This window comes from Mesorhizobium sp. M4B.F.Ca.ET.089.01.1.1 (assembly GCF_004022605.1).
Classification (GTDB): domain Bacteria; phylum Pseudomonadota; class Alphaproteobacteria; order Rhizobiales; family Rhizobiaceae; genus Mesorhizobium; species Mesorhizobium abyssinicae.
In genome coordinates this window covers 1-414 of record NZ_RZOS01001510.1, presented here as the reverse complement: position 1 = coordinate 414, position 414 = coordinate 1, and the positions used below count along the sequence as shown (strand labels likewise).

The window sequence follows — 414 nt, the reverse complement described above, 5'->3', positions numbered from 1 at the left end:
CACTAGATCTATCTTGCGATAAAATCATGCCATTAATAATTTCATATATTATCACCAATGGGTGCATAGTTAGATGATCGGAAGGAAAATCTTCTCTGTATATAGATTTCATACAAGTCGCGTACACCCCCAGAAGCTCGTATAAATCATCATCTTCAATAGAAGATCTAGGGAGACCTTTGCGAGTCCTGGCGGCACTATAACTATAAAGCTCTATCAGACCATTAATCGCGCTGGAGAGATATCTTCGATCGAGCGCCATTTCATTTCTGGAGGCTAGAGTATCCAGATGGCTCATTAAGGGCCTAAATAGCTCAGTGCCTTGATCGGGGGTATTCATTGCTTCCACCCATCCCACGGCTTTGGTCCCAATCCCAAACCTTGAAGCCAGCCCTCTGGGTAGTCAAAACCGCC

1 protein-coding gene is annotated in these 414 nt (G+C 44.4%); it reads right to left on the bottom strand.

Features of this window, described 5'->3' with window-relative positions; genetic code table 11:
* Nucleotides 1–340 (bottom strand): hypothetical protein (locus EN780_RS40200; protein WP_210215157.1); only part of this gene is annotated, 340 nt, incomplete at its 3' end.
* Nucleotides 341–414 lie beyond the last annotated feature (74 nt).